Source organism: Hydrococcus rivularis NIES-593 (genome assembly GCF_001904635.1).
Taxonomy (GTDB): domain Bacteria; phylum Cyanobacteriota; class Cyanobacteriia; order Cyanobacteriales; family Microcystaceae; genus Hydrococcus; species Hydrococcus rivularis.
Genome location: NZ_MRCB01000007.1, coordinates 119,224 through 140,697 on the forward strand (window position 1 = coordinate 119,224; position 21,474 = coordinate 140,697).

A 21,474-nucleotide genomic window follows, 5' to 3' on the forward strand; every position below is an offset into this window, starting at 1 on the left:
CTAACCACTAACTAAGGGCTTTTGACTAATCCCCAATCCAAAATCCCAAATCTAAAATCAAATAACTGGTAACTGTTCCCTAGCCAGACTAAAATGGAATTCTGGCTGGCATGATGAATTTCTATTGCAGGCGATCGACTCATAATAAATCTACACATTGAGTGAAGTGCCAGCAGAAAACAAGCTAAACTAGATAGATACTTTTGTACTATTGAAAAAGCGAATAAAGACTTCTTGAGGCGTTAATGGCTGCTATTACTAACAATCCCGATAAAGAAAAAGCACTAAGCTTAGTACTCAATCAAATCGAACGCAATTTTGGCAAAGGTTCGATCATGCGCTTGGGAGATGCGTCTCAGATGCGAGTCGAGACGATCTCTAGCGGCTCGCTCACGTTAGATCTAGCCTTGGGAGGCGGTTTGCCAAAAGGTCGCGTCATTGAGATTTATGGACCAGAAAGTTCTGGGAAAACAACCTTGGCACTCCACGCGATCGCAGAAGTGCAAAAAGCTGGCGGCGTTGCCGCGTTTGTCGATGCAGAACACGCTCTCGATCCCACCTACTCAGAAGCTTTGGGCGTGGACATTCAGAATCTGTTAATTTCCCAACCGGATACAGGAGAAGTCGCTCTAGAAATTGTCGATCAATTAGTGCGATCGACCGTTGTCGATATTATTGTAGTTGACTCCGTGGCGGCGCTAGTGCCCAGAGCAGAAATCGAAGGAGAAATGGGCGACAATCAGGTAGGCTTGCAAGCTCGCCTGATGAGTAAAGCCCTGCGGAAAATTGCTGGCAATATCAGTAAATCCGGCTGTACGGTTATTTTCCTCAACCAGCTACGCCAGAAAATTGGCGTAACCTATGGCAACCCAGAAGTGACCACGGGAGGAACGGCACTCAAGTTTTATGCCTCCGTTCGGTTGGATATTCGTCGCATTCAAACCCTCAAAAAAGGCAACGAAGGAGAATACGGAAACCGAGTGAAAGTCAAGGTCGCCAAAAATAAAGTCGCGCCTCCTTTCCGCATCGCAGAATTTGACATTATCTTCGGTAAAGGAATATCTAGAGTTGGCTGTTTGATCGATTTAGCCGAACAAACTAACGTCGTCAACCGCAAAGGAGCTTGGTACAGCTATAACGGAGAAAATATCGCCCAAGGACGGGATAATGCCGTTAAATATTTGGAAGAAAACCCGGAAATTGCCAACAAAGTCGAGCAGCAAGTCCGCGAAAAACTCGATATCGGAGCTGTTAGTTTTGCTTCGTCAACCAGTGACGACGAGGAAATAAGTTTAGAAGACGAGTAGAAAGCCATCAACTTAAGCGAGGGCGGGGGGTAGAAGAGACGCTCTGGAGTCTTTTTCTATGCTCTGCTCTTTTTTTTAACTAAAATTTTTATACAGTAAAACAGGTCTATTCTTAACCATCAAAAATTGCTAATGGGCACAAGCAATATCGAACGCCAGGAAAAAAACACGGGATGGTTAATGGTCATCCCAGCATTATTAATTCTGGCGTTAGTTTTTATTTATCCCATCGGACGCGCTTTTTGGTTAAGTTTATTTACTCAAAATCTAGGCACGCAGCTACAGCCAGTTTTTGCAGGATTCGATAATTACGTGCGGATGGTAGGGGATGGACGCTTCTGGCAAAGTATGGGAAATACTGCCGTTTTTACCGTTTTTAGCGTTGTCCTAGAACTTATTTTAGGAATGGGAATTGCCCTTATTTTAAATCAGTCTTTTAGAGGGCGAGGAATTGTCCGCACAATTGCCATTCTTCCTTGGGCACTGCCGACAGCTATCATGGGGTTGGCTTGGGCTTGGATTTTCAACGACCAGTATGGAGTGGTTAACGATCTCTTGCAACGTTTGGGGTTGATTAATGAAGGGATTAATTGGTTAGGAGATCCGACCTTAGCAATGGTATCTCTGATTATTGCCGATGTCTGGAAAACGACTCCTTTTATTAGCGTTATTCTCCTAGCTGGATTGCAATCGATTTCCAAAGATCTCTATGAAGCTCATGCCATTGATGGGGCGAATTCTTGGCAAAGTTTCCGTCAGATTACCTTACCTTTAATTATGCCGCAAATTCTCATTGCGATGTTATTTCGCTTTGCTCAAGCTTTCGGGATTTTCGATTTGGTACAGGTGATGACGGGTGGCGGTCCTGGAGGTGCGACAGAAACCGTTTCTATTTATATCTATGCAACGGTAATGCGCTATCTAGATTTTGGTTATGGGTCGGCTTTGGTTGTCGTGACATTTTTATTGCTAATAGCAGCTGTAGCTCTTACAGCTTTTTTGCTGGTAAAAGTCAGAACGAGGAGCGATTAGTCAGCCATTATTGGCGCTGTAAATTCTGAATTGTTTGGTTAGGAGTTCAGAAGAATGAAGATAAAAAAATTAGAGAATATGTTTGAAAATCCGATTCTTTGGATTTGTGTTGCAATCGTTGTTATCTTTTGTCTTAGCCCCATTCTCTGGCAATTGCTAACTTCTATCAAAGTCAATCAAGATATTTCAGCGGTTCCTAATGTCTACTTTCCGACTCGAATTACCCTAAAACATTATAGCGAATTATTTAGTCGCCGTCCGTTTTTATTCTATATTTTAAACAGTGCTTTAGTCTCAATTGTTTCAACTCTTTTATGTTTGGCGATCGGCTCGCCTGCTGCTTATTCATTAGCAAGATTGAGGCTTCCAGGCGAACAGATTATCCTAACAAGCGTTCTTATCGTTACGCTTTTCCCCTACGTTTTACTGTTCTTAGGACTGTTAGAAATTATTCGGGCGATCGGCTTAGGAAATAATTATTTAGCCTTGATTATTCCCTACACGGCAATTAATTTGCCTTTAACTATTTTAGTAATGCGAAGTTTTTTTCAACAACTGCCAAAAGATTTAGAAGATGCAGCTAAGGTAGATGGTTATAAAACAATTCCTATGTTATTAAATATCGTGCTGCCAATGACAATTCCCGCACTGATAACTACAGGAATTCTCACGTTTATTTTTGCTTGGAATGAATATATTTTTGCGCTAACGTTTATCACTCGCGAAAGCATGAAAACAATTCCAGTGGCAACGGCTCAATTGGGCAGTACTACCGTCTTTGAAATTCCCTATGGAGCGATCGCTGCTGCTACTGTTTTAGGAACGTTTCCTTTAGTCGTATTAGTATTGCTTTTCCAACGCCGAATCGTTCAAGGATTGACAGCAGGTGCAGTCAAAGGTTGAGGGTCATCAGTTCGTGAGGACTTGCTCGTAACTCTTTCCCAGTCGTTCCCAAGTGTATTCTTGCTCGATTAATTCTCGTCCGTTACGAGATAAAGTTTCTCGCAACCGAGCATCTTCAAACAGACGACCGATCGCCTCTACATAGTCTTCGACGCGGTTGGCACGCAAGGCACGTAAAGGGACATTGGGGCGATCGACTTCCAAGCCTTCCAAACCGCGATCGCTAGCGACCACCGGCACTCCTGCCGCCATCGATTCTAGGGTTTTGAATTTCATACCAAACCCCGTGCGCAAGGGAATAACTGCCACGGTAGCTTTATGTAAATACTCAGCAACAGAAGGAACGCGACCCGTTACTGTAATTCCAGGACGTTTGGCTAAAGCTTGTACTTCTGGGGAAGGTTTGGAACCAACTAAAGTTAGAGTCGCATCCGGGTATTTTTGTTGCACGACGGGCAAAACTTCTAGACTAAAAAAGCAAGCCGCATCAATATTGACAAAATAATCCAATCCGCCGACAAAAACTAAATTATGTCCGCCAGGATCGGCTTTTCGGTAAGGAAAGGTTTCTAAATCGACTCCATTGGGAATTAAAATTATCTCTGCTTCTGGTGCAAAGGCTTTCATCTGCTGTTCGTCTTCGTCGGTTGTAACAACAACGCGAGAAAACTTGCGTAGGGTTTGCCGTTCGTAGCGGCGTAGTAAAGGCAAGTACAGGCGATCGCGCCATTCGTTATCCGACGTTCCCGTTTCGAGTTGATTCTTACAAGTTCGGTAGACAGAACTGTGGATATTAAGTATTGTCCGCACCTGTTTTTTCCACTCCGGACGGATATAGATTTCATTGACGCTGTGTTCGCAGGTAATTACCTCAAATTTTTCAGCTGCGACTGCTTTATCGATCCATTTTTGGATTTCCTCGCGGTAGAGAAAGAGAACGTTAGGCGGCGTTCCTCCGAGCAAAAATTGACTGAATCGCTGTATTTTTGCAGGTATTTCTTCTTTTAGCTCGGTTGGACGGGGAAAGACAACCAAATCCTTGACATATTGACGCAATCGCTCTATTTCTTCTTCCGTTACGTCTTGCGATCGTTGGGTAATCAGCGTAACGGCATGGTTTTGAGTAAGCGTCTTGAGTAAATTAAACGTCCTTCCTTGCGTTCCTCCTCGGGTTGGCGGGTAGGGGAAGGTAGAGCAGATCGTTAGAATGTTCATTGTTGTTTGTCATTGGTCATCTGTCGTTCGATTTTGGATTGGGGATTTTGGATGGGGGATTAGTTAGTAGTTAGTGGTTATTCGTTTCTCCCCATCTCCCCCCCCCACATCTCCCACACTCTCCCCATCCCCTCGTCATTCCCTCACATCATCATCGTTCATTTTCGCTTCTACCATCATGCGGACGACATCGGGCATTTTATATTGAGCTTGCCAACCTAAGTGTTTTTTGGCTTTAGTGGGGTTGCCTCGACTAATGGCTAAATCGGTAGGTCGCAATAAGCTAGAATCTGTAATGACGCGATCGCGCCAGTCCAATCCAACACAAGCAAACGCCTCAGCGACGAATGCTTCTAGCGAGTAACTTTCTCCGGTGGCGATCGCGTAATCGTCAGGTTTGTCTTGCTGTAACATTAAATGCATCGCTTCTACGTATTCCGGCGCCCATCCCCAATCGCGTTCGATCGAAATATTGCCCAGATGAAGTTGTTCGTTACTTCCTTTGGCTATCCGAGTGACGGCGGCAATAATTTTTTGCGTAACAAATCGCTGGGGACGCAAGGGAGATTCATGATTGAACAGAATGCCGGAACAGGCAAAGATTCCGTAAGCTTCGCGGTAGTTTGCCACTTCCCAAAAAGCAGCCGCTTTTGCTACCGCATAGGGACTTCTGGGACGAAAGGGAGTCGTTTCATCGGCAGGGCGATCGCCGATATCCCCAAAGCATTCACTAGAACCCGCATTGTAGAGCTTGATCGGCGCACCTGTAAAGCGAATTGCCTCCAGAAGATTTAAGGTTCCCGTGGCGATACTTTCCAGGGTTTCTACGGGTTGCTCGAAAGAAAGACCGACTGAACTCTGCCCCGCTAGGTTGTATACCTCGTCTGGCTCAATTTTCATCAGCACTTGCAAGACGCTACGAAAATCATTGAGCGACATGGATTCTAATTTTACTTGCTCGCGAATTCCCAGACGCACCAGATTTCTAAAAGAGGACATTTGAGCATCTCGCGAGGTTCCGCAGACGATATAGCCTTTATTTAAGAGCAGCTGTGCTAAATAAGCTCCATCTTGTCCCGATACACCACAAATTAATGCTTTTTTAGTCATTAGTTATTAGCTAGTAATTAGAAGATGGTCATGAGTAGATAGTGGTTAGTCGTTAGTTATTTTCTTCAGTTATTTTCTTCCTACTAACCACTATCTACTACAAAAAACTAAGAACTAGATTTCCCGCCTAACATCAACATCACTTTAATAACTTCGGTGAGATAACCGATTTGTCCGTAGGCATAGGCGAGATTGTCAAAGCGTACGGCGGGGTCATTAATATACTTCAAAGCTTTGTACAGCCCACGGAGCAAACGTTCTCCGCCGCGTCCGAGTTGAGCGATTCCCGTGCGCCCCGCCACTTCTTCTCGATAGCATTCGCTCACGCCTTGCCACCAACTGCGTTGCAAAAACCAGCCCGGTTTTAAGCGTTCTGGCGCGACGTTGTGCGCGACGAGGGCATCGGGAAGATAGGCAACTTGCCAACCGTGTTGGAGGGCTAATTCTGTCATATACAATTCTTCGTTGGATAGCAATTTTTTGCCTATTCGCCCCAAGTTAGCATCAAAACCGCCCATTTGTTCGAGAAAGGTACGTCGAAGGGAATAATTTAATCCTCTGGGAGTTAAGCTAGGTTTGTCAATGTAGACGACGCGATCGCCGAGATCGTAGGCACCCAGTCCCGCTGCCATGTCGGGAGAAATCCACTTGGGAGGGGCGATGCCGCCAGACCAAATTAAGGTGACTTTACCGCCCGCGATCGCCAGTTTTTCATGGCTATGGTAGGCTTCTATTAGTACCCTCAGCCATTGGGAACTCGCCTCGGCATCGTCATCGAGGTAGGCAAGAATCGGTGCGGACGTTTCTCTTGCGCCTGTATTGCGGGCGACGGACAAACCGAGAACGGGTTCGTAGACGTATTTCAGTCGAGGATGGGAAAGGCGCGATTCTACGACCTCTTTGGTGCGATCGGTAGAGCCATTATCGACTACTAATACTTCAAAATCGTCGCACTCTTGAGCGAGTAAACTATCAATGGCTGCTCCTAAGTAATTCTCTCGATTGTGGGTACAAATAATAGCAGCTATCTGGGGCATAGCATTAATTCTAGATATGTATATTTAAATATAGCCCGCTCGATTAAACTATACTACGGTCTATAATCGCAAATTGCGATCGCTTAGCTAAGTTAGGAGTTTTTTCAATGCCTTCCAAGGGAATTTATACCTTAGCAAATGATGTCGTGTACGATCAACTGGTGGCTCTGATTAATAGTATTGAAGCCAATGTCAGTCCCGATCTGCCAATTTGTATAATTCCTTACGACGATCGCCTCGAAAAAGTCAAACAAGAGATAAAAAATCGACCCAACCTTATCCTGTTTGAAAAACAAGAATCTATTCAACGATGGGAAGATTTTGCTCGTGAGGTTTGGAACGCACATTCGAGAGCAAAAGAGAGCAAAATAAACCGTCCGAGATGGTATAATAGCCATCTACAGCGAAAATTTGTGGCTTTTGACGGCGATTTTGATGAATTTGTTTTCTACGAAGCCGATAATTTAGCAATGAAGCCAGTAGATGGCGTATTTAAAAAATTACAAGAATATGATTTTGTCTTTGACGACTGGGAACATAAAAAAGCTACTTCCGCAGCAGCTTTAAATATTCCCCTAATTGAAGCCTCAACGTCCTATCGAGAGGCAGATATTCGACCTAAAATTCACGATGCCAGTTTTTTTGCTTCTAAAGCAGGTTTTTTTTCGCCTCAAGAACTTTTAGAACTTAAAGAAAAACTAATCGAACACAAAGAGGTCGAATGGATTAATGGACTCGGTTGGTGGGATGATGTTTTTTTATTTAATTATTTAACTTTTCGCTGCGATCGCCCGCTTTACAATTTTACTCTTTCTCCCGATGGCAAAGATAGAACGGGGAACTGTGCCGATAAAGATCCTTTTGTCAATATCGATAATGTTCTCTATAACGAACAGGGATTAAAACCCATTCATCGCATTCATTATATGAATTATTCTTCTAGCGATTTTGCTCGTTTGTGTCGGGGAGAAGATGCAGATATTCGTTACAAAGATATCTTCTTATACTATCGCTTTCTCAAACAACCAGAGCTAAGACCAGCAAAATTAATCCCCCCTAGTTCGCTGACGAAAGTGAACCGTTTTTTACAAAAAGCAGCTCAAAAAATTTCTAGAACATTAGCTAAATAAAATTGCGATAACTATGTTAGCTTTTATTATTCCTCTCAAAAGTCCTAAAGTATCGACTTCGTGGGAAGCAATTTCTAAGTTATTTGAAAGAAGCATTCGTTCGGTTTGCAATCAGACTTCATCAAATTTTCAAGCGATCGTTGTCTGTAACGAAAAACCCCAGATTCAATTTAGCCATCCTCACATTACTTACATTGAAGTTGATTTTCCCCTACCACGATCCGATCTAGAGTCTAAAGATTTTGACAGAGAACGCAAAGTTTTAAGAGGGCTGAATTATGCTCGACAACTCGGTGCGTCTCACGTTATGATTGTCGATGCAGATGACTGCGTTAGTAAACATTTAGCTGAATTTGTCAGCGATCGCCTTCAAGAAAATGGCTGGTTAATTAGAAGAGGTTATTGGTATAAAGACGGCAGTAAATACATAAAAATTATGCGAAAGGGATTCGATCGCTACTGCGGTACCAGTACCATTATTAAAACTGACTTATACAATCTTCCCGAACAGTTTACAGAAGAAGAATTAACCTGGCATATCTATAAATATTATCGTCACAGAGAAATTAAAAATACCTTAGAAAAAAGAGGAAAAATTCTCGATACTCTTCCTTTTGCTGGTGCGGTTTATATCAAACATGGAGAAAATCTTCTTTACGGACAAGCTCAAACGCCAAAAATCTCGATTAAGAGTCGAATTTTGCGACTTAAAGCTTTTTTGGACTACCGAATTCTAACGCCAGCTATTCGCGAGGAATTTAGCTTGTACGATCTAGCCTAGCCGTATAATGGGAGTCGTAGAGGCGCGATCGCGTCTCTACTCAACGCATAATTGGACTGCCGTGATGGTGAACTAAATACCATTTTTGAGCCATTTTCTCAAAAATATTAGTTGCTGTCGATTGAGCTTGAAAAGATCTGCCCCGGCTAACTTGCAGTATGGTTTCAATAAGAACGACATAAGCAATTTGAGAGCCTATTTCTATATTGACTAACTCGATACCAATTTCTAGATAGTCAGTATGGCGAAAAATTTGCTCCCAAGAGTGACGGACTTCTTCCCAACCCTTTAACACGTTGCCGCCAGGATGAATGCACAGACTGCCGCCTTGCCACCAGACTAGGCTCATTGCCTTAATATCTTTTTTCTCAAAAGCTTGATAAAAAGCCTCGTTAGTTGCTAATATTTCCGTTCTATCAACATCGGACACGATCTTAAATCCAGTTGAGGAATTATCAAGAGTGGATAAATGATTTTGTATTTATTTTAAGAGCGATCGCGCGGATGCGAGATGATGTTTCATCTTCTGTTTCTGAAGGAGAAAACAAAGGAGAAACAAAGGCAAAAACAATCCCTGCCATCACCAAAATTTCTACCCCTATAAGAATTAAATTCCTTTGCCTCATCGATTTTATGGTTTCTCGCGATGCAAGAGAGAACGGACTTTTTGCCACCATAGGCGAGGCGAATCTTCTGGCGTATGCTGCCACTCAAACATCGATACGATTAGCGCAATTCCGCCAACCTTAACTGACATGAGTAGGTGAATGAAGAGACAACAGGTTAGAATTACCCATCCCAACAGATGTAGTTGATACCAAGTATGATGTAATTCTCCAGCAGGAAGCCATTCTTCCTTCATCTGTCTTCCCGTGATGAGAGCCAAGGTAGCTGCAATTAACATTACGGTATTGACTATTCGATGAAGAGTGTACCACCAAATGGGTTTACCTACCTGCGTCAGTTTTGCCAATGAGTCGGCTTGTACTAAACGTTTTTGACCCCAATGAAAACTATAGATCGCCAAGGCAGGCATAATCAACAGAAAAGTTAAACCAAATGTGCCGTGAATGCCGATAATGTCGTTAATTTTGGGTAGCGCAATCCGAATCAAACGACCGTCGTAGGTATTGTAGACCCAAAATGAGGTAATAATTGCCAAAACAGCAATTAAAGCATTGAAACCGTGAAGGATTCGGAGCAACAAAGGTTGATAGGGACGAGAGCGAGACATGGTTTCTGTTGTACAAAATCTACACTGTCATGGTTTGATGGCTCGTGGTAGCTAGGTTAGACTCCAATTTCATTTATGCCTGGGTTAACGGAATAGTCAAACCACCTGACGGCGTAAAAAGTTAGCAATTTCACCCCCAACTTCTTTTGACCAATGTTCTTGAGGATAGTGTTTGGCTTCCTCTAGCTTAGTCAATTCTACATTGGGTTTAGAATTGGCTAACTTTTGGGCATCTTCAACACAGAGCCAGGGATCTGCCATTCCCCAGATAATTAGGGTGGGTTTTTCCCAACTAGAAAAGCCAGATTCCACCTCTGCTAGGGTTTCGGAAAGTTTTAAGTTTTTGATGGTAACCACTAAAGCGCGTCCTGCCGCAGAACTTTTGAGAAAGGGTTGGCGGTAGATATCTAAATCCCGATCGGCGATGACAAATCCGCTGCCTCCCTCCAAAGTGCGATCGACCAGTAGGGGATCTTGAGTTAACATATCTCCAATCAGAGGCAGTCCCCACTGTTGCATTTTCCAGGGTAATTTAGCTGTAGGGAACAAAGGAGTATTAATGATAACTAAGCGATCGATCGCGTCTGAATTGCGCAAAGCATACTGCAAGCCAACCGAAGCGAGAAATCCCTGAACGACGAGGGAAAACTTGTTAATGGCTAAAGATTGAATAAAAGCAGAGAGTGCCTCTAGATAGGCATTTGGAGTATAGGCAAAGTCTCGTTTTTCTGGTTTAGCCGAAAAACCAGAACCAATCCAATCAGGCGCGATCGCTCTAAATCCATATTCGGCTAAAGCTGGCATGACTTTGCGCCAGGTATAGCTTTGAGCGGGTAAACCATGTAGTAACAAGACGGGTGGCTTATCGCTTTCTCGATTTGGGACAACTTCTCGATAAAACCAGACGAGCGAACCAACTATAAGAGAATTTTCTACTATTGTCACTGGGGTTTGTTATCCTTATTTATCAATTCATTTTATTTTCTGTCACCTTAGTGCTTGTTGGCACTTTGAGCAACCCAGGAAGAAACTCCTCGCAACTTGTTTTAAGCCGATTCTCTTTAAATCCTGCCATGAGATACAGTAAATTATTTTGGTTTAACTTGTAATAAATAATAAAGTCCCTTAACAATCCTGAGTGACTCATAGTAGGAGGGCGGGCATGAATGCATCAGAGCAAGCGAAAGGATTAGAAATAACCACTAAAATTGCAGCAGTCGTCAATTTATTTAAGGCTGCATTTCCTGATGCCAGGGCCGATTTAAAACCTTGGCGCAACGATCCCGATACTCGCGAGTGGGTAGATCCCCATTCTATCGATATTGGCTTTCATTTTCCTGGATGGAGTCCGAGATTCCAAAGTCGCAGCATTCTGGTACAGATTCGCTTTCACCAAGATCCTGAAGATAACTCCCAAAGATTGATCGGGATAGAAACTGTAGGGTTTAATTATCAGGGACAGGCTTGGCGACTCTCAACCATCGACAACTGGCAGTTAGTCGGCGATTATCAGCCAGCAGCCGATATAGCTGAAAAACTCAAACATTTTTGCCGACAAGTTTTTGAATTATTCGATCGTTTCCCATCTCAATAGTTCGATTCTTTCCTCACAAGTTCCTCAACATTCTGGTCTAACTTCAAGATAGAACTAAACCAGTCGCGGCAAGGAGATGGCTGGAATATGGATTTGAGCGAACTACTAGAAATTGCCGATCGCGAACGCGCCTCTCAAAAACCCGTCCAGATTCGTTGCTGCATGGCGGCGGGGTGTATGTCGGCCAACTCGGCCGCCGTAAAAGAAAGTCTTGAGAAAGCAGTTGACCAAGCCCAGTTGAGCGATCGCGTTCGAGTATGCAGCGTTGGCTGTATGGGTTTGTGCTGTCAGGGAGCGCTAGTAGGGGTCGATCCGGAAGGAACGCTCTACGAAAAAGTTATCCCAGACGATGCTCCTTCCATTATCGCTGCACTTGATGGAGGAGAAGCAACCTGTCAAAAAGGCGATCTCAAGCATCCATTTTTTATGCGGCAACTGCCGATCGTGCTAGAAAATAGCGGCAAGATCGATCCAGAGCGGATTGAAGCCTACATCGCGGCATCGGGCTATCAAGCACTTTACCACGTCTTGCACGAGATGAAACCCAACGAGGTCATAGAAGAAATTACTCGTAGCGGTTTGCGAGGACGCGGCGGCGCAGGGTATCCCACGGGATTAAAATGGGCGACGGTTGCCAAGGAAAAAGCCGATCGCAAGTATGTCATCTGCAACGCCGACGAAGGCGATCCCGGTGCTTATATGGATCGCAGCGTCTTGGAGAGCGATCCCCATCGCGTCTTAGAAGGAATGGCGATCGCGGCTTATGCGATCGGCGCTAGCCAAGGCTACATTTATATTCGAGCCGAATATCCCCTAGCCATTAGCCGCCTTCAGATGGCAATTCGCCAAGCGCAACGCCTCGGCTTGTTGGGCAGCCAAATTTTTGATTCTCCCTTCGACTTTCGCATCGATCTGCGCATTGGGGCGGGAGCTTATGTTTGCGGCGAAGAAACGGCATTAATGGCATCGATTGAAGGCAAGCGCGGCACCCCTCGCCCGCGTCCGCCCTATCCTGCCGAATCCGGTTTATGGGGATATCCGACGCTGATTAACAACGTTGAAACCTTGGCAAACGTTCCCTGGATTATTCGCAAGGGTGCTGACTGGTTTGCCAGCATCGGCACGGAAAAGAGCAAAGGAACGAAAGTCTTTGCCCTAGCAGGCAAAGTTCGCAATACGGGTTTGATTGAAGTGCCGATGGGAACTACCCTGCGGCAGATTGTCGAGGAAATGGGCGGCGGCGTTCCCGATGGCGGTGAAGCAAAGGCGGTACAGACGGGGGGGCCATCTGGGGGATGCATTCCCGCTGAGGCGTTCGATACGCCCGTCGATTACGAATCTTTAGTACAACTCGGTTCGATCATGGGTTCTGGCGGCGCGATCGTAATGGATAAAGATACCAACATGGTCGATGTCGCCCGCTACTTCATGGAGTTTTGCATGGAGGAATCCTGCGGCAAGTGTACTCCCTGTCGCGTCGGTACGGTGCAGTTATATCGCTTGCTGACGAAGATTCGCGAAGGTAGAGCCTCACTTGCCGATCTAGAACGACTCGAAGAGTTGTGCGACATGGTTAAATCTACCAGTCTGTGTGGCTTGGGACAGTCGGCTCCCAATCCGGTTTTGAGTACGCTGCGCTATTTCCGAAACGACTATTTAGCCTTCATTAAAAGTCGGCAAGAGCGAGAGGAAAAGAGGACAGTATGAACGTCCAGATTTTGATAAGAATGCTGCTGAAGCGCTGGCAGCTAGAGCGTCGCGATCGCTGGACGCACGAGCAATTAGAGGCGTACCAGGCAAAGGCGTTGAGCCGCCTGCGCGAGTATGTTTACGCGCGATCGCCCTTCTACCAGCAATTTCATCGCGGGTTAACCGACCGTCCTTTGCAAGCGTTGCCAGTCCTCACTAAAGCAATGATGATGGAATGCTTTGACGAGTTGGTCACGGATCGTACTATTCGTCGAACCGACGTTGAAGCTCATATCCGGAACTTACGACAGGACGAATATCTGGGACGCTATTGGGTGAGTGCGACATCGGGCTGCACGGGAAGTCCCGGACTATTTCTGTTCGACCCTTGGGAGTGGGCAACCGTCCTCGCTTCGTTTGCACGCGCTCAAAACATGATGTCTCTAGAGGGAGAAATGCTCTCAGCCGTCGTTGCATCCTCAACCCCTTGGCACATGTCAGCGAGAATTAGCGCTACCGTTCGCCGGGCAGGAGAACTGCGCATAGATGCAAGCGAACCGATACAACGCATCGCCGAGAAACTCAATATCTGGCAGCCAGAAGTTTTAGTCGCTTATGCTTCCATACTTTACCTGCTGGCAGACGAACAGCTCGACGGAAGGCTTGAGATCGAACCGAGTTGCATTATTAGTACCTCCGAAGTGCTGACAGGCGAAATGCGACAGCGAATTGAAAAAGCTTGGAAAGCAAAACTTTTTAACCAATATGTCTCTACCGAAGTCGGCGCGATCGCGGCCGAATGCGATTTCCATCAAGGATTGCATCTATTTGAAGACTTAGCGATCGTTGAAGTCGTCGATGAAAATAATCATCCCGTACCGCCAGGAGTTTACGGCGACAAGTTACTCCTGAGCGTTCTTTTCAATCGTACCCAACCTTTAATCCGCTACGAGTTGAGCGACAGCGTGTGCCTGGCGACCGCTCCCTGTCCCTGCGGCCGTCCTTACCCTCTAATTGAAGACATTCAAGGACGTAGAGAGGAAATCCTCTCCTTGCCAGCGACAACGGGGGAGGAAATCAAGGTACATCCCCATATTTTCCATCAAATCCTGGATGCATTACCCGTCAGCGAATGGCAAGTCGTTCGCGATGCGAGCGGACTTCGCATATTGCTCAGCAATCCCTCTAATCAAGTAGCGGACTCCGAGTTGGTAGATGCGTTGCAGCGCAAGTTAGAAAAACAAGGAGCGATCGTACCGCCGATAACCGTGAAGCACGTATTACAAATTCCGCGCAACGCGACGGGCAAAGTCTCTCGGATCGCAAGTCATGGGAATTAGCGGAAGCGATGGGAGTAGTTATACCAATTTTCAGGTTTTCACGATATACATTCTTCTCCCCTCTCCCAAATAGGGAGAGGGGTTGGGAGTGAGGGCGATCGACTATCTCTGTCATTAATGAATGAAAAATGATATTAGCTATTCGGGGTCAAAATCTGACGAAAAAGCCTCTTTGATGCCAATGTCTAACTGATTTGGCAGCACGTCGAGGGAAGAGTGCTTGTCTATTGCCCAGGCGATTTCTCCGCCTTTACGAATTCCGACACGGGTGAAGACAAAACCGGCATCTTCAAATTTCTGTCCGTAGGCTGCTATTGTTTTAGGAGACAGCTTGAGAAGGTCTGCAACTTCCGAAGTACTTAGCAGCCAACCTTTCTCATAAGCCTCTTCTAGTTCCCGCAGATAAGATAGGCGACTTCCAGTAGAAGGTAAGAGGCGCTTGACGATGGCTTCTACTACGGCGACAAAGGTGGTTGGCTCAAATAAGGGAATTTGTTCGGTCGGCAACTTTGCTAAAGCCCGCTCTGGCTGAATGCGGGCGTTATCTATATTTTTGAGAAATTCAGAGGTAACGCCGCCTTTCTGAATATGTTCGTGTAGAGCATCTAACAGTTGTAATTGTTCGGCATTGACAAACGCTTTCTTTCCTTGCTTTTCTGGTTCGATCCCCAGGTCTTTTAGGCGAGTGTAAAGGTTAGAACGAGCAATCCCATAGCGGGAGGGGAGTTGGGTAATAGGTACGCGATCGATTTCCATAGTCTTTTGTCCTGGACTGTCCTGGACGAAACTTTTTCTCTATTATTACCACACCCAACGTACAAATTGCTCGGATGTTGCACCATATATATCATTGATTCTTCTTCGGCTGCTTGTTGAAATAAGCCTCCATAACTTGTTTGACCATTGGCGCGGCTACCTTACCGCCACCGCCGCCGGAATGTTCGGCAAAGGCAACCACGACGATTTCTGGTTTATCGTAAGGGGCAAACGCCCCAAACCAGGCATGGTTTTTACCGGGAGGCGCTTCGGCGGTGCCGCTTTTGCCAGCAGCAGGCGGTAAATGCGCAACATTCAGAGCTTTTCCGGTGCCACTGGCGATAACTGCTCGCAATCCTTCCCGGAGAGTTTTAACCGTTCCTGGTTTGAGATTCATAGACTTACGGTACTTGTTCGGGTCGCTGTCATCTTTGAGCAGATGTGGTTTGACTAGGTAGCCGCCGTTAGCGGGAACCGAAAACATGACTGCCACCTGCAACGGCGTTGCCAGGGTGAATCCCTGTCCGATGGACATATTTACCGTGTCGCCATCCGACCACTTCATGTCAAATCGTTTTCGCTTCCAAGCATCGTCGGCAATTAAACCAGGCGTTTCTTCTTTGAGTTCGATTCCCGTCCTCGATCCAAACCCGTAACGGCGCGCCCACTCGATCAGAGTCGGTCCTCCTACACCTTTGCCGATTTGACCGTGAAAGGTATTGCTACTCCAAGCCATTGCTCTGACATAGCCCAGCGAACCGAATCCCGCTTTATTCCATTCCCCAAATGCCGTTCCTGCCACGTGGAGATAGGCGAAGGTGGGCAGGATAGTATTGGGCGGATATTTGCCCGATTCCATCCCTGCCGTTTGCGTTATTACCTTAAAGGTAGAAGCGGGAGGAAACCCTTGCAGCGCTCGGTTGATAAAGGGATTGCCTTGAGTGTTGAGTTTCTTCCAAGTTGCGGTCGTAATTTGACCGGAAAAGATATTGGGATCGAAGGTGGGATTGCTGGCTAGGGCTAATACGGCTCCATTTCTGGGGTCGATCGCGACTATCGCCCCTTTGCGGCTGCCAAGTGCCGCTTCAGCCGCTTTTTGAACGTTTAGATCTAACGTCAGGGTTACGTCTTCGCCAGCTTTAGCGATTTTCTGTCCCAAAACTCGGATCGCTTTGCCAGAACCATCTACTTCAAGCTGTAGCCCTCCCCATTCGCCTCGAAGTTGTTTTTCGTAGGCGGCTTCTACGCCCATCTTGCCGACGATATCGCCCATGCGATAGCCTTCGGCGCGGCGTTTGGCGAGTTCTTCGGCATTCAGTTCTCCGGTGTAGCCGAGAATGTGAGCGCCCAACTGCTTGTTGGGATAGCTGCGCACTGTTTCGATATCGACTTCTATGCCTTCAAAGCCACTTTTATATTCTTCGAGGGCAGTAATTTGAGCCGGAGTAAGGCTGCGAGCGATCCGAATTAGAGTAGGGGTGTTAGCGCCAGCCTGCTCGATTTTCTGCTGGAGTTCTGCTTGCGGTACGGCTAGCAGTTTTGAGAGACGAGCGAGTTGTTCGGGCCAGTCCGGCCGCAGTTGTACCATGGGCCAAAGATAGGCGGCGTGGGTTAGGCGCGTTGTGGCGAGAACTTTGCCCTTGCGATCGAACAAATTTCCCCGAACTGGGGGTTTCGGAATGATGCGAATGCGATTGTTGTCTGCCTTTTCGCGATAAATTTGACCCTCGATTAGCTGGAGATAAACCAGACGCGAGCCAATGCCTCCGAGCAAAACCAGACTGATAAATAACATAATCAGAAGTGGTTGAAACTGCCGCCCGACAGTTCGTCCCTTCTGTTTGAGTCTCGCTGGGAACCTTAAGGGTTCGGCGATCGTCAATGGAAGAAAAACTCTTTTGAATTTCTGTCTTTGGATCGATCGCATATCACCCCTTTAAAGAAATCGAGCTGGATGATAGCGTCCTCAATCCGGTTTCTTGGCGTTTTTCACTCTCACACACTTGACCACACATAGTTTTTATTAACCTCGGTCGGTTTTGTCTGACATTGCTAAAACCATCGTAACTCTAGACTAGCCTAGCGTTTTTAAAATGGCAGTCCCCGGAGAGTAACAAATGTTGCCTCTCGCCCATGATTCCTTGATTTTGATGCTTCTGCTCGGAGAGGCGGTTTGGCAGGTTAAGATAAAGATGAGCAAAAGTCAGAAATTGTCAAGAAATCTCGATGAAACTAAGCGATCGCGTTCTCTCGCAACTCCCTGGCAACGTACTCGAACGGCTGCGATCGGCCGATAAACTCTGGCAGGAACTTCGCTTGGGATCTTCATCTGTTCCTTGTGTCATTGACGAGAGCCGAGAATCGCTCGGCAATACGGATTGGGATGTCGTCATTAGTGGCGGTACGTTGGGAATTCTTATCGGTGCAGCCCTGCAAAAACGAGGTTGGCGGGTTGCTCTGATCGAGCGAGGAATTCTCCGAGGCAGAGATCAGGAATGGAATATTTCTCGTCAAGAATTAGAAGTATTTTTAGAATTAGATCTTCTTTCGGAATCCGAATTAGATCGCGCGATCGCAACTGAATATAATTCCGCTCGCGTAAGTTTTTTTCAAGGTTCTGAAGTTTGGGTTAGAGATGTCCTAAATATTGGCATCGACCCTGTATATCTATTAGAAACCCTGAAATTAAAATTTTTAGAAGCTGGCGGAACTTTATTAGAAAAAACGCCTTTCGATTCAGCGACGATTCATCCCGATGGCGTTTTAATCAAAGCAGGAGAACATGTCTTAAAGACTCGCTTGTTAATCGATGCTATGGGTCACTTTTCGCCCATTGTAAAACAAGCGAGACGAGGAGAAAAACCAGCCGGAGTCTGTTTGGTTGTCGGCAGTTGTGCGAAAGGTTATCCCAAAAACGAAACGGGTGATTTAATTGTTTCTTTTACGCCAATTCTTAACCAATGTCAGTATTTTTGGGAAGCTTTTCCAGCAAGAGATGGCAGAACGACTTATCTATTTACCTATGTCGATACCCATCGCGATCGCTTCAGTTTAGAATTTTTCATGGAAGAGTATCTGCGTCTTTTACCAGAGTATCAAAATGTAGAATTAAACCAACTACAATTCGGGCGTTTTTTATTTGGGTTTTTCCCTTCTTATCCTAAAAGTCCCCTTCATCTGCCTTGGAATCGAATTCTAGCGGTTGGAGATAGTGCGGGTGGTCAATCTCCCGTTAGTTTTGGCGGATTTGGATCGATGGTTAGGCATCTAAAACGCTTGACGTTTGGGATTGATGAAGCTCTAAAAATTAATCTTTTAGATCGCAATGCTTTATCCTTATTACAACCTTACCAACCCAATATTTCTGTAACTTGGCTTTTTCAGAAAGCTATGAGCGTCGGGATAGATAAAAAAGTATCTCCCAATCAAATTAATGACCTCATGAGCGGCGTTTTTCAAGTCATGGATAAATTGGGCGATGATGTCCTCAAACCTTTTCTTCAAGATGTCATTCAATTTTCAGCACTCTCTAAAACTTTACCTTTAGTCAATCCTAAATTAGTCTTACCCATTCTGCCTCAGGTTGGCATTTTTTCTTTATTAGATTGGAGTATTCATTACATTAATTTTGCACTTTATAGCGGTTTATATCCTTTAGGAAAATTGCTCCGACCCGCGATAAAAAATTTACCTTCAGTGTCACAATATTACTACAATCGTTGGTTAGATGCTTGGCAATACGGTTCTGGTGGAGACTATCACAAGTAATAAATCAAGAGAAAACCAATGATAAATTTTTCAGAAGGAAGGCAAAATTTTTCTAAAGAAATCGCGCGATCCGATTCTCAGATCGATTTAGCTAAAGCTACACTTTATATAGCACAAGAAGAATATCCAGTTCTGGATATTGAGAAATATCTTAATGCTCTCGATATGATGGCAGAAGAACTTCAAGAACGTCTGCCTCAAACATCATATCCTCTTAAAATAATACAAAGTATTAATCAGTATCTTTTTGACGAGCTTGGGTTTCAGGGTAATACGAGCAATTATTACGATCTTCGCAATAGTTTTCTCAATGATGTTATCGATCGCCGCACGGGAATCCCTATTAGTTTATCTGTCATTTATTTAGAAGTTGCTAAACGCATAGATTTTCCCATGCTAGGGATTGGAATGCCGGGGCATTTTTTAATTCGCCCGGACTTTGAATATGTCGGAATTTTTGTCGATGTTTTCGAGCGAGGAGAGATTCTGTTCGTGCAAGATTGTGAAGAAAGACTCAGACAAATTTATCAACAACCCGTGCAGTTAGAGTCACATTTCCTCGACCCAGTAAAGAATAAACAAATTTTAGCAAGAATGCTTACCAATCTGAAATTTATTTACATTAATAAACAGGAATTATTGAAAGCGATCGCAGCAGTAGAAAGAATTCTATTGCTCTTTCCCTCTAATCAAAGAGAATTACGAGATAAAGGTCTTCTCTACTATCAGCTAGGTGAATGGGTGCAAGCTTTTCAGGAATTAGACTTGTATCTTACCAATTTTCCCGATGCAGAAGATGCAGACATAATTCGCAATTTACTTGATAAGATAAAAATTTTTATGTAGAATTAATAGTCAATACAATTCGCAATTACCAATTCACAATTCGCAATTTTTAAAAGATTTCTTGTATTTAATTGCGAACTGCGAACTGCGAATTGACAATTGTTTTGGTCAACTAAATCAAAAATTATTTCCTAATCTTTTTCTGGATATCTTAGATCTACAGAAACCAATAGATTGTGCGATTTTTTTAAAAACTCCAATCTTTGTGAAAAAAAGATTTAAAAATGGAGCAATGTCCGGTCTGTCAAACAGAATATGTTAGAGGGCAAGTAAATTTTTGTTGCACCTGTGGATGGGATTTAAGAAGCTATTCATTGCCTCTTACAGAAATACCAGAAGTTTTATTGAAGCAAGAACGAGTTAGAACGACTTGGGCACGCGAATGGTGGACGCGATCGCAATCGCAACTATGGAAAGTTCAATCAAAGCTAGAAAAAACCAATCAAGAAGTAGAATACCTGCGAGTTGAAGTGGCAAAATTACAGCAAGAACGCCTACAATTAATGAACCGATTATCTGAATTTTATGCCCATCCTTTTTGGGAAAAAAAAGTCAAAGTCGAGCCAACCTTAGAAGGCAAACTGACAAAAATTGAGACAGTAGATCTGACTCGATTAAAAGACTTATTAGCACAAAAACAATGGCAAGAAGCAGACAGAGAAACAGCAGTTCTCTTATTACGAGTATGCGATCGCCATCAAGAAGGTTGGCTGAGAATAACCGATTTAGAAAATTTTCCCGCTTGGGATTTACATAATATCGATCGCCTCTGGACGAGATACAGCAACGGACATTTCGGCCTTAGCGTCCAGCAGTCGCTGTGGCAAGAAGTTGGCGGGACTTTGGATGCTAGCTACGAAATTTGGTGTCAATTTTGCGATCGCGTGGGATGGTATAACCAAGGAACCTGGGTAGCTTACGAACGCCTCGATTTTAGTCTCAATGCGCCTCCCGGTCATCTTCCGGCTGCCTATTGGGAGATAGGGCTGGGTGCCGAGAGACTTTACTACTGGTGGTGGCTAACCCCAGTCATCCTTTTCAGTCGCTTTGATAACTGTCAATCCCTTTGATTCAAGGTTTTCTCACCCGACACTGCGTTAATCCTTTGGCTGTTTTGATAAATTTTTCGTCAAAAGTATATAATTCCGAACATTGTTGACTGTGTGCCAAATGAAAAGCATCAGCAAAATCCAAGCCACTTTCATGCCATTGAAGCACTTGAGCAACTAAACTGGCGTTGGCGAGATGTACGTTTGGCAAACCAAACAGCTTTCTTAACGCAAGACAAACGTCAAATGGCTTAAACTTATAGGCAAAACGTAGCACCCATTCAGTTTCTAGGATTACCGTATCTGATATGAAGATATCCTGTGACTGGAAAAGCTTTACACTTTGTTGAAACTGTAATTCGTCATCCTGGGTTAACAGTCGCACGACGATATTAGTATCAACTGTCACCATTCCATAACTCCTTCACTCCTTGACGGATTGCATCTTCCATCTCTTCAAGACTCTTGGGCATTCCTTGATACCTCAAGCAACCTGCTACATCATTTAAAGTTGTTTCTGGAAAAGGTTTTTTGGGCTTTAGTAAAATTCCGTCACCCATATCGATCGCAATTAATTCTTGTCCCTCTTCCCAGCGATGAGCGTCTCGTAAAGCCTTGGGAATAATAACTTGACCTTTACTCGACATTTTTGTCTTTTTCATAAAGACGGCAAAACTCAAAAG

Annotated in this window: 22 protein-coding genes; 11 read left to right on the top strand and 11 right to left on the bottom strand. The window is 44.7% G+C overall.

Going from position 1 to position 21,474, the window contains the following annotated elements:
- The first annotated feature begins 245 nt into the window (after window positions 1–245).
- The 3 genes from recA to NIES593_RS08415 all read left to right on the top strand — a co-directional run bounded on the left by recA (window position 246) and on the right by NIES593_RS08415 (window position 3,242).
- Window positions 246–1,307 (top strand): recombinase RecA, encoded by a 1,062-nt coding sequence (gene recA, locus NIES593_RS08405; RefSeq protein WP_015142548.1) that lies wholly within the window; start codon window positions 246–248, stop codon window positions 1,305–1,307.
- A gap of 132 nt (window positions 1,308–1,439) precedes the next feature.
- Window positions 1,440–2,339 (top strand): carbohydrate ABC transporter permease, encoded by a 900-nt coding sequence (locus tag NIES593_RS08410; RefSeq protein ID WP_073599149.1) that lies wholly within the window; start codon window positions 1,440–1,442, stop codon window positions 2,337–2,339.
- A gap of 54 nt (window positions 2,340–2,393) precedes the next feature.
- On the top strand, window positions 2,394–3,242 hold the full coding sequence (locus NIES593_RS08415; protein ID WP_073599150.1) for a carbohydrate ABC transporter permease: 849 nt from the start codon (window positions 2,394–2,396) through the stop codon (window positions 3,240–3,242).
- A gap of 6 nt (window positions 3,243–3,248) precedes the next feature.
- Here the strand turns inward: NIES593_RS08415 and NIES593_RS08420 are convergent, their stop codons facing one another.
- The 3 genes from NIES593_RS08420 to NIES593_RS08430 form a co-directional block, all read right to left on the bottom strand.
- A complete protein-coding gene (locus NIES593_RS08420; protein ID WP_073599151.1) occupies window positions 3,249–4,457 on the bottom strand; it encodes a glycosyltransferase family 4 protein in 1,209 nt (402 codons plus the stop codon).
- 135 nt (window positions 4,458–4,592) lie between these two features.
- On the bottom strand, window positions 4,593–5,567 hold the full coding sequence (locus tag NIES593_RS08425; protein WP_073599152.1) for a GDP-mannose 4,6-dehydratase: 975 nt from the start codon (window positions 5,565–5,567) through the stop codon (window positions 4,593–4,595).
- 107 nt (window positions 5,568–5,674) lie between these two features.
- Window positions 5,675–6,604, bottom strand: coding sequence for a glycosyltransferase family 2 protein (locus NIES593_RS08430; protein ID WP_073599153.1), 930 nt, complete (start codon window positions 6,602–6,604; stop codon window positions 5,675–5,677).
- A gap of 107 nt (window positions 6,605–6,711) precedes the next feature.
- Between NIES593_RS08430 and NIES593_RS08435 the strand changes: the two genes are divergently transcribed.
- Both NIES593_RS08435 and NIES593_RS08440 read left to right on the top strand, forming a co-directional pair.
- Window positions 6,712–7,734 (top strand): Npun_R2821/Npun_R2822 family protein, encoded by a 1,023-nt coding sequence (locus tag NIES593_RS08435; RefSeq protein ID WP_073599154.1) that lies wholly within the window; start codon window positions 6,712–6,714, stop codon window positions 7,732–7,734.
- A 13-nt stretch (window positions 7,735–7,747) separates the two neighbouring features.
- A complete protein-coding gene (locus NIES593_RS08440; protein WP_073599155.1) occupies window positions 7,748–8,515 on the top strand; it encodes a glycosyltransferase family A protein in 768 nt (255 codons plus the stop codon).
- Between the two features lie 40 nt (window positions 8,516–8,555).
- Here NIES593_RS08440 and NIES593_RS08445 read toward each other — a convergent pair whose 3' ends face one another.
- From NIES593_RS08445 to NIES593_RS08455, 4 genes are all read right to left on the bottom strand, one after another.
- Window positions 8,556–8,945: a nuclear transport factor 2 family protein gene (locus NIES593_RS08445; protein ID WP_015142540.1), complete on the bottom strand. Its 390-nt coding sequence runs from the start codon at window positions 8,943–8,945 to the stop codon at window positions 8,556–8,558.
- Window positions 8,946–8,970: 25 nt separating this feature from the next.
- The gene (locus NIES593_RS24020) at window positions 8,971–9,141 is read right to left on the bottom strand and encodes a hypothetical protein (protein WP_175561078.1); all 171 of its coding nucleotides are present in this window, start codon (window positions 9,139–9,141) and stop codon (window positions 8,971–8,973) included.
- A gap of 5 nt (window positions 9,142–9,146) precedes the next feature.
- Window positions 9,147–9,749, bottom strand: a complete 603-nt coding sequence (locus NIES593_RS08450) for a cytochrome b/b6 domain-containing protein (protein ID WP_073599156.1) — start codon at window positions 9,747–9,749, stop codon at window positions 9,147–9,149.
- Window positions 9,750–9,845: 96 nt separating this feature from the next.
- Complete coding sequence (locus NIES593_RS08455; RefSeq protein WP_073599157.1) at window positions 9,846–10,694, bottom strand: alpha/beta fold hydrolase; 849 nt, start codon at window positions 10,692–10,694, stop codon at window positions 9,846–9,848.
- A 217-nt stretch (window positions 10,695–10,911) separates the two neighbouring features.
- Here NIES593_RS08455 and NIES593_RS08460 point away from each other — a divergent pair, with 217 nt between their 5' ends.
- The 3 genes from NIES593_RS08460 (at window position 10,912) to NIES593_RS08470 (ending at window position 14,372) form a co-directional block, all read left to right on the top strand.
- Window positions 10,912–11,343, top strand: coding sequence for a hypothetical protein (locus NIES593_RS08460; protein ID WP_073599158.1), 432 nt, complete (start codon window positions 10,912–10,914; stop codon window positions 11,341–11,343).
- Between the two features lie 87 nt (window positions 11,344–11,430).
- Complete coding sequence (gene nuoF / locus NIES593_RS08465; protein WP_073599159.1) at window positions 11,431–13,050, top strand: NADH-quinone oxidoreductase subunit NuoF; 1,620 nt, start codon at window positions 11,431–11,433, stop codon at window positions 13,048–13,050.
- Window positions 13,047–14,372, top strand: coding sequence for a phenylacetate--CoA ligase family protein (locus tag NIES593_RS08470; RefSeq protein ID WP_073599160.1), 1,326 nt, complete (start codon window positions 13,047–13,049; stop codon window positions 14,370–14,372). The genes nuoF and NIES593_RS08470 overlap by 4 nt, the downstream gene beginning before the upstream one ends.
- Window positions 14,373–14,510: 138 nt before the next feature.
- Here the strand turns inward: NIES593_RS08470 and NIES593_RS08475 are convergent, their stop codons facing one another.
- Together NIES593_RS08475 and mrdA are read right to left on the bottom strand one after the other, a co-directional pair.
- Window positions 14,511–15,128: a hypothetical protein gene (locus NIES593_RS08475; RefSeq protein ID WP_073599161.1), complete on the bottom strand. Its 618-nt coding sequence runs from the start codon at window positions 15,126–15,128 to the stop codon at window positions 14,511–14,513.
- A gap of 91 nt (window positions 15,129–15,219) precedes the next feature.
- Window positions 15,220–17,055 carry a penicillin-binding protein 2 gene (gene mrdA / locus NIES593_RS08480; protein WP_139253657.1) on the bottom strand — a complete coding sequence of 612 codons (1,836 nt, stop codon included), beginning with the start codon at window positions 17,053–17,055 and terminating at the stop codon, window positions 15,220–15,222.
- Between the two features lie 299 nt (window positions 17,056–17,354).
- Here mrdA and NIES593_RS08485 point away from each other — a divergent pair, with 299 nt between their 5' ends.
- The 3 genes from NIES593_RS08485 (at window position 17,355) to NIES593_RS08495 (ending at window position 20,812) form a co-directional block, all read left to right on the top strand.
- Window positions 17,355–18,896, top strand: a complete 1,542-nt coding sequence (locus tag NIES593_RS08485; RefSeq protein ID WP_073599162.1) for an FAD-dependent oxidoreductase — start codon at window positions 17,355–17,357, stop codon at window positions 18,894–18,896.
- Between the two features lie 21 nt (window positions 18,897–18,917).
- On the top strand, window positions 18,918–19,742 hold the full coding sequence (locus NIES593_RS08490) for a transglutaminase family protein (protein WP_175561081.1): 825 nt from the start codon (window positions 18,918–18,920) through the stop codon (window positions 19,740–19,742).
- Between the two features lie 224 nt (window positions 19,743–19,966).
- A complete protein-coding gene (locus NIES593_RS08495) occupies window positions 19,967–20,812 on the top strand; it encodes a GUN4 domain-containing protein (protein WP_073599164.1) in 846 nt (281 codons plus the stop codon).
- Between the two features lies 1 nt (window position 20,813).
- On the opposite strand, the gene NIES593_RS08500 is transcribed toward NIES593_RS08495, so the two are convergent.
- Both NIES593_RS08500 and NIES593_RS08505 read right to left on the bottom strand, forming a co-directional pair.
- Window positions 20,814–21,203 carry a type II toxin-antitoxin system VapC family toxin gene (locus tag NIES593_RS08500; protein ID WP_073599165.1) on the bottom strand — a complete coding sequence of 130 codons (390 nt, stop codon included), beginning with the start codon at window positions 21,201–21,203 and terminating at the stop codon, window positions 20,814–20,816.
- On the bottom strand, window positions 21,190–21,453 hold the full coding sequence (locus NIES593_RS08505) for an AbrB/MazE/SpoVT family DNA-binding domain-containing protein (protein ID WP_073599199.1): 264 nt from the start codon (window positions 21,451–21,453) through the stop codon (window positions 21,190–21,192). The genes NIES593_RS08500 and NIES593_RS08505 overlap by 14 nt, the downstream gene beginning before the upstream one ends.
- Window positions 21,454–21,474 lie beyond the last annotated feature (21 nt).

What these genes read in the sequence shown, in the direction of transcription:
- NIES593_RS08505 (WP_073599199.1), bottom strand. Translation starts at nt 21,453, where the DNA reads ATGAAAAAGACAAAAATGTCGAGTAAAGGTCAAGTTATTATTCCCAAG.
- NIES593_RS08440 (WP_073599155.1), top strand. Translation starts at nt 7,748, where the DNA reads ATGTTAGCTTTTATTATTCCTCTCAAAAGTCCTAAAGTATCGACTTCG.
- NIES593_RS08495 (WP_073599164.1), top strand. Translation starts at nt 19,967, where the DNA reads ATGGAGCAATGTCCGGTCTGTCAAACAGAATATGTTAGAGGGCAAGTA.
- NIES593_RS08460 (WP_073599158.1), top strand. Translation starts at nt 10,912, where the DNA reads ATGAATGCATCAGAGCAAGCGAAAGGATTAGAAATAACCACTAAAATT.
- NIES593_RS08470 (WP_073599160.1), top strand. Translation starts at nt 13,047, where the DNA reads ATGAACGTCCAGATTTTGATAAGAATGCTGCTGAAGCGCTGGCAGCTA.
- NIES593_RS08430 (WP_073599153.1), bottom strand. Translation starts at nt 6,604, where the DNA reads ATGCCCCAGATAGCTGCTATTATTTGTACCCACAATCGAGAGAATTAC.
- NIES593_RS08425 (WP_073599152.1), bottom strand. Translation starts at nt 5,567, where the DNA reads ATGACTAAAAAAGCATTAATTTGTGGTGTATCGGGACAAGATGGAGCT.
- NIES593_RS08450 (WP_073599156.1), bottom strand. Translation starts at nt 9,749, where the DNA reads ATGTCTCGCTCTCGTCCCTATCAACCTTTGTTGCTCCGAATCCTTCAC.
- recA (WP_015142548.1), top strand. Translation starts at nt 246, where the DNA reads ATGGCTGCTATTACTAACAATCCCGATAAAGAAAAAGCACTAAGCTTA.
- NIES593_RS08500 (WP_073599165.1), bottom strand. Translation starts at nt 21,203, where the DNA reads ATGGTGACAGTTGATACTAATATCGTCGTGCGACTGTTAACCCAGGAT.
- NIES593_RS08475 (WP_073599161.1), bottom strand. Translation starts at nt 15,128, where the DNA reads ATGGAAATCGATCGCGTACCTATTACCCAACTCCCCTCCCGCTATGGG.
- NIES593_RS08410 (WP_073599149.1), top strand. Translation starts at nt 1,440, where the DNA reads ATGGGCACAAGCAATATCGAACGCCAGGAAAAAAACACGGGATGGTTA.
- nuoF (WP_073599159.1), top strand. Translation starts at nt 11,431, where the DNA reads ATGGATTTGAGCGAACTACTAGAAATTGCCGATCGCGAACGCGCCTCT.
- NIES593_RS24020 (WP_175561078.1), bottom strand. Translation starts at nt 9,141, where the DNA reads ATGAGGCAAAGGAATTTAATTCTTATAGGGGTAGAAATTTTGGTGATG.
- mrdA (WP_139253657.1), bottom strand. Translation starts at nt 17,055, where the DNA reads ATGCGATCGATCCAAAGACAGAAATTCAAAAGAGTTTTTCTTCCATTG.
- NIES593_RS08435 (WP_073599154.1), top strand. Translation starts at nt 6,712, where the DNA reads ATGCCTTCCAAGGGAATTTATACCTTAGCAAATGATGTCGTGTACGAT.
- NIES593_RS08485 (WP_073599162.1), top strand. Translation starts at nt 17,355, where the DNA reads ATGAAACTAAGCGATCGCGTTCTCTCGCAACTCCCTGGCAACGTACTC.
- NIES593_RS08415 (WP_073599150.1), top strand. Translation starts at nt 2,394, where the DNA reads ATGAAGATAAAAAAATTAGAGAATATGTTTGAAAATCCGATTCTTTGG.
- NIES593_RS08420 (WP_073599151.1), bottom strand. Translation starts at nt 4,457, where the DNA reads ATGAACATTCTAACGATCTGCTCTACCTTCCCCTACCCGCCAACCCGA.